Origin of the sequence: Mycobacterium sp., from assembly GCF_049281135.1 — a bacterium.
In the GTDB taxonomy this organism is placed as follows: domain Bacteria; phylum Actinomycetota; class Actinomycetes; order Mycobacteriales; family Mycobacteriaceae; genus Mycobacterium.
Map to the genome: position 1 here is coordinate 1 of NZ_JBAPRN010000602.1, position 5063 is coordinate 5063.

7 protein-coding genes and 1 pseudogene are annotated in these 5063 nt (G+C 63.6%); 4 read left to right on the forward strand and 4 right to left on the reverse strand.

Annotated elements, in window-relative coordinates:
- Both WAN02_RS23650 and WAN02_RS23655 read left to right on the forward strand, forming a co-directional pair.
- A partial coding sequence (locus WAN02_RS23650) for an IclR family transcriptional regulator domain-containing protein (RefSeq protein WP_422266952.1) occupies window positions 1-383 on the forward strand: 383 nt, incomplete at its 5' end.
- Window positions 380-1297: an alpha/beta hydrolase gene (locus WAN02_RS23655; protein ID WP_422266954.1), complete on the forward strand. Its 918-nt coding sequence runs from the start codon at window positions 380-382 to the stop codon at window positions 1295-1297. The genes WAN02_RS23650 and WAN02_RS23655, both read left to right, overlap by 4 nt.
- A gap of 7 nt (window positions 1298-1304) precedes the next feature.
- Here WAN02_RS23655 and WAN02_RS23660 read toward each other — a convergent pair whose 3' ends face one another.
- A complete protein-coding gene (locus WAN02_RS23660) occupies window positions 1305-2108 on the reverse strand; it encodes a lysophospholipid acyltransferase family protein (RefSeq protein WP_422266956.1) in 804 nt (267 codons plus the stop codon).
- Between the two features lie 148 nt (window positions 2109-2256).
- Here WAN02_RS23660 and WAN02_RS23665 point away from each other — a divergent pair, with 148 nt between their 5' ends.
- Together WAN02_RS23665 and WAN02_RS23670 are read left to right on the forward strand one after the other, a co-directional pair.
- On the forward strand, window positions 2257-2604 hold the full coding sequence (locus WAN02_RS23665; protein WP_422266958.1) for a hypothetical protein: 348 nt from the start codon (window positions 2257-2259) through the stop codon (window positions 2602-2604).
- Window positions 2597-3241 (forward strand): Dabb family protein, encoded by a 645-nt coding sequence (locus WAN02_RS23670; RefSeq protein ID WP_422266960.1) that lies wholly within the window; start codon window positions 2597-2599, stop codon window positions 3239-3241. Before WAN02_RS23665 ends, WAN02_RS23670 begins: the two co-directional genes overlap by 8 nt.
- Here WAN02_RS23670 and WAN02_RS23675 read toward each other — a convergent pair.
- The 3 genes and pseudogenes from WAN02_RS23675 to WAN02_RS23685 form a co-directional block, all read right to left on the reverse strand.
- Entirely contained in the window at window positions 3238-3681 is a 444-nt protein-coding gene (locus WAN02_RS23675) for a nuclear transport factor 2 family protein (protein WP_422266962.1), read from the reverse strand. The two genes, WAN02_RS23670 and WAN02_RS23675, sit on opposite strands and share 4 nt — an antisense overlap.
- Before the next feature lie 19 nt (window positions 3682-3700).
- Entirely contained in the window at window positions 3701-4588 is an 888-nt protein-coding gene (locus WAN02_RS23680; protein ID WP_422266964.1) for an SDR family NAD(P)-dependent oxidoreductase, read from the reverse strand.
- A pseudogene (locus tag WAN02_RS23685) lies at window positions 4585-5063 on the reverse strand (cyclohexanone monooxygenase); the annotation flags it as partial. The gene WAN02_RS23680 and the pseudogene WAN02_RS23685, both read right to left, overlap by 4 nt.

Below are 5063 nucleotides of genomic sequence, written 5' to 3' on the forward strand. Positions count from 1 at the left end.
AGGCAATTCTGGCCTACAGCGACGAAGACACGGCCGTGGATCTGCAGGCCCGCAAGACGAAATACTCGATCGCCAGTAGCTCCCAACTTGCGCTTGAACTGGCCAAGGTGCGGGCCCACGGTGTCGCGTTCGAGCGCGAGGAGTCGCTGCCCGGGTTCGGCTGCGTCGCAGCGCCTATCGGGAATCCGGGTGAGGCTGTCGCCGCAGTCTCGGTGTGCGGCCCGATGAATCGGATGATGTTCGACCAGCGGTTGGCCGCCCCGGTGCGGATGACCGCGATGGGCATCTGGCGCAACGTCGAAGACGGCCCTCGGCGGGTGGCGCCGACCCTGCAGCCGCTGCGGCCATTGCGTGCCTCGCGTCCGGCCTTGCAGTACGCGTGAATCTCGACCAACAGCTCGCCCCGCTGGTCGAAGCTTTGGATGCGGGCTTCCCGCCGGTGCACACCATGACCGGTGCGCAGGCGAGGGCCACCATCCGCTCCCGTTTCGTGCCACCGGCTCGGCCCGAGCCGGTGGCCCAGATCGTCGACGACACCATCCCGGGACCAGGCGGCGACATTCCAATCCGGGTGTATCGGCCCCTCGGCGAGGGACTGCCCATTCTGGTGTATGCGCATGGCGGCGGTTTTGTGTTCTGCGATCTTGACAGCCACGACTGCCTGTGCCGCAGTATCGCGAATCGCGTTCCAGCCGTGGTGATTTCGGTCGGCTACCGGCTGGCGCCGGAGAATCGGTGGCCCGACGCCGCCGAGGACGTCTATACCGTCGCCCAGTGGGCGGCTGACAACGCGGACGCGGTCGGCGCCGATTCAGGCCGTGTTGTGGTGTGCGGTGATAGTGCGGGCGGCAACCTTGCCGCGGTCGCCGCGGTCATGGCACGCGATCGCGGCGGCCCCCCGATCGCGGCCCAGTTGCTGATCTATCCGGTGATCGCCGCCAACTTCGACAACGAGTCATATCGCCTGTTCGGCAACGGTTTCTACAATCCGAAGCCGGCGCTGCAGTGGTATTGGGATCAGTACGTGCCGGCGCGCGCCGATCGGGAACACCCGTACGCCTCGCCACTGCGAGCCAACCTGGCCGGACTGCCGCCCGCAGTTATCGTCACCGCGGGCCACGATCCACTTCGTGATGAGTGCAACGCCTACGCCGACGCGCTCGAGGCTGCGGGTGTAGTGACGTCGCGGTGCTACTTCGAGGGGGGCATCCACGGGTTCATGACGATGGCGATGCTCGACATCGCACACAAAGCCCGCCGGCAGGCCTGTCTAGCACTGGCTCAGCTACTTCTCTGAAGCTGGTTCAGCCGAGGATGGGGAAGCGCCGTTGCGCGGCCAGATTATTCAATGCTTCTTGCATCACCGAGCGCACATGGGCGTCGACCGCCTCGGCGTCAGGATCTTCACCAAATGCCGCCCCGATGTCGATGGGATCTAGGACCTGGGTCACCACCTTGGTGGGTAGCGGCAAGTTGAGCGGAATCAAGGCCAACCCGAACGGTAGACCAAGCGAGATGGGCAAGATATCCGTGCGCATAAGCTCTTTGATTCCAAGCTTTTTCGCCAACCACATACCACGGCTCAGATAGAGCTGGCCCTCCTGGCCACCGATGGACACCATCGGGACGATGGGGACGCCGGCCTCGATGGCCGTTCGGACATATCCCATTCGGCCGCGGAAGTTAAGGGTGTTCTGCCGCCATGTTGGCCGGTAGGCGTCGTAGTCACCGCCTGGAAAAACCATCACGGCGCCGCCGCTGCGCAGGGCACTCGCCGCGTTGGCGCGATTGGCACGGATGAGGCCGAGGCGGCGCATCAAGCCGGAAGTGGGTCCGCTCAGGATGACGTCGTGCGCTAATCCGTAGAGGGGCCGGTCGAATCCAAACTTCTGGTAGAAGTCGCAGGCAAATACGGGCATATCTGTGGGCAGCGCGCCGCCGGAGTGGTTCGAGACCAGCAACACACCACCCGGTGGTATCCGTTCCAGGCCCCTCACTTCAGAGCGCAGCCAGCCCTTCACTGCAGGCCGCAAGCCGGCCATCAAGCGTTTGACGATAACGGGATCGAACTTGGCGATCTCCGGCGATTGATCTGTGGTGGGTTTCACGGGTCTCCCTCGACGAGCCAAGCCACGACGCTATCGATCGCCACGGGCTGGTAAGACGTCGTTTCCCATGATCGGGAGAGTTTCGGCAACTGTGCCGGTCAGCGGGACGATTGCCGATCTCGATAGCGAGATTTCATAGCCTCGACCTATGGCTGAACGGCAGGTCTACGTCATCGACCGAGTGATCACCCGCCCCGGCTGCGCCCGGAAGTTCGTTGACGCTTACCTCGCCGATTACGCACCCGGTGCACGTGAGCGCGGAATGACCTTGGAGCAAGTACTGGTCAGTCCGCCAATCTGGTTCACCGATCAGAACAACACGGTCACGATCATCTGGTCACTGCCGGGCCCGCGGGCGTGGTGGCAGATGACGTGGCTGGGTCGGCCCGATCCCGCCGTGGGGCAGTGGTGGACCGGTATCGGCGACTTGGTGGTCGACCGCACCCGCAGTGTGGCCGGCGCCGCCGACGACGTGGAAAGACTGGGCGATGTATAGCGTCATCAACCTGATCGACGTGGCGCCTGATACCCGCCCGCAGGACCGTGACAGGCTGTTGGCCGAACTTCGGTGCGCGGCCGCGGAGTTCGGCGCGCGACGGGTTATGGTGGAACCGACACTGCCCGGCGCCCGTTACGGCGGCGACATCCTGATGCATCTGCGGTTCGCCGACCGAAGCGACTGGGATTCTGTTGCAACGCAATTCACCAATGTGCTGCGTGACCCCATCGTCGGCAATGTCAACGGCGCCACCTATACAGGCACGCCGATTAGCACCGAGTGGGCGACAGGCCCCGGCACCGTATACCGCACGCTGTTGCTGCGGGTCGCGCCCGATACAGCGGAGGCGACTGTCGCGCGTTTCGAGGCCGACTTGCGGCTGCTACCCCGGTATGTGCGGACCATCGCCGCATGGCAACTGAGCCGAGTGGAGCAAGCCACCGGCACTTCGACATGGACTCATGTATTCGAACAGCAGTTCACCGACGTCGAAGGGCTGATGGGTCCGTATTTGATGCATCCGATTCATTGGGCCTACGTGGATCGCTGGTTCGACCCCGAATGTCCCGAGGTGATTGTGCGAGATCGCGTCTGCCACAGCTTTTGTCGAAGCGACACGGGCCTCGCCGGTTAGCTGCTGAAGACGTCGAGTGATCCGACATAGGCGCGGTTAGCCTTGACCCGCTCTGTTAGGCACCACGTCCCGTCGGCCTGCCGCCGCCATGTGTCTTTGTAGTCGCCGAGGGTGTAGAACCGCGCCGAGGGATCAGCATCAGAGCGGAGATGAACATCGCGAATATAGGCCCGGCTGACCGCCTTATCACCGTTGACATCGATGACAACATTGCCCAATAGGTGCTGGGTCGGACCGCAACTATCGAGGAAACTCCGTATCAGCTCAATGATCGCCGCACTTCCCTGCAGGCGTCCGGTGCCGAAGTCGCCTTCTGCGTCGTCGGCGAGGATCTCGGCCATCGCGGTCCAATCGCGATCGTCCATGGCGCGGGCGAACAGGGTCAATCCCCGCTGTATGTCTCGCTCATCGCAGAGGCGTTGTAGTCGATCAGGATCCATGCATCCTCACCCTTTCAGGCTATAGGCCCGCGGGCAGGATGTTGGGGTTGGCGGACGCTGGTGGCTCCAATGGCGGCAGCTCGGACTTGCCATCGAGGCTGTGCACCGGTAGGTGTTGTGACCAGGGGTAGTGCAGGCTGAAGGCCACCAGGCCGGTGCGTTGCGCAGCCGGCAGATGACACATTGCGAGCACGGTCTCGGCCAGATATTCGACCGGCTCGGTGAAGAATGTCTCCGGGATCAACTGTGCGGCACCAGGTGTGCGAACGGCCGTCGACGGGCCGACACAGTTCACGGCGATGTTGGCGTCGAGCAACTCTGCGGCCACGCCCTGGGTGAAGCGGTGCAGGGCCGCCTTGCACGACGCATAAACGACGTCGCCAGAGGCTTTGTTGTAGTCCCGGTACGGCCGCACCGGAGCCACACCGGTGACCGACCCGATGTTGACTATCCACCCGCCACCTTGCTTACGCATATGCGGCACAGCAGCTTTGGTCAACACGAACGGCGTCCGTAGGTAATGCTCTATGGTTCGGTCGAACGTTTCCAGCGACATGTCCTCAATTACCGAGTAGTCGGCGAAACCGGCGTTATTGACCAGGATGTCGATCCGGCCGGTCCGGTCCAGCACCGCGTCGACCAGAGTGTCACGCGCGGCGCCGTCCTCGAGGTCGGCGGTCAGCCCGAACGCCGATCCACCGGCGTCCTGGATCAGGGCGATGGTCTCGTCGATGGTCCCCGGTATCGCCGAAGTGATCCCGAAGCGGGTGGAGTGCGACGGTTGATAGGCACGCGCCGTGACCGCGACGGTCGCACCCTCGGCTGCTAGCCGCTGCGCGATCGCGCGTCCAATGCCGCGGCTGCTACCGGTTACCAAAGCCGTTTTACCGGAGAGCAATTGGATCATCGCAACGTGAAATCCTCTTCGATCGGCGCTCGATGCTGATGCCAGACGTCGACCAGCCGATACGGCGTGGCCACCACCACCCGACCCGATCCCGACCGGTAGTAGGTGTGCGCATTCGGCGTGTGACACCATACGGTGCCACTCATCGTCTCGTCGATCGCCGCGACGTAGTCCTCGTAGGCCCGCTGAGTGACTTCAATTGTGGTGGCGCCGCGCAGCGCCATCAACTGCAGGCATTCGGTGATGTAGTGCGCGAGCACCTCCATCGAGAAGTTCGCGCCTGCACCGTGACCGGGGCTGTAGTTCGGCGCCGACATGGTGAATAGGTTGGGGAAGCCGGGCACGGTGCCGCCGCGGTAGGCACGCGGGCTGTCACCCCATTCGTCGATCAGCCTCTTGCCGTCGCGGCCGCGAATGTCGACGGTGGACAGGAAATCCAGGTAATAGCCGGTGGCGTAGATGATCACGTCAAGAT

What these genes read in the sequence shown, in the direction of transcription:
- WAN02_RS23665 (WP_422266958.1), top strand. Translation starts at nt 2,257, where the DNA reads ATGGCTGAACGGCAGGTCTACGTCATCGACCGAGTGATCACCCGCCCC.
- WAN02_RS23670 (WP_422266960.1), top strand. Translation starts at nt 2,597, where the DNA reads ATGTATAGCGTCATCAACCTGATCGACGTGGCGCCTGATACCCGCCCG.
- WAN02_RS23675 (WP_422266962.1), bottom strand. Translation starts at nt 3,681, where the DNA reads ATGGATCCTGATCGACTACAACGCCTCTGCGATGAGCGAGACATACAG.
- WAN02_RS23680 (WP_422266964.1), bottom strand. Translation starts at nt 4,588, where the DNA reads ATGATCCAATTGCTCTCCGGTAAAACGGCTTTGGTAACCGGTAGCAGC.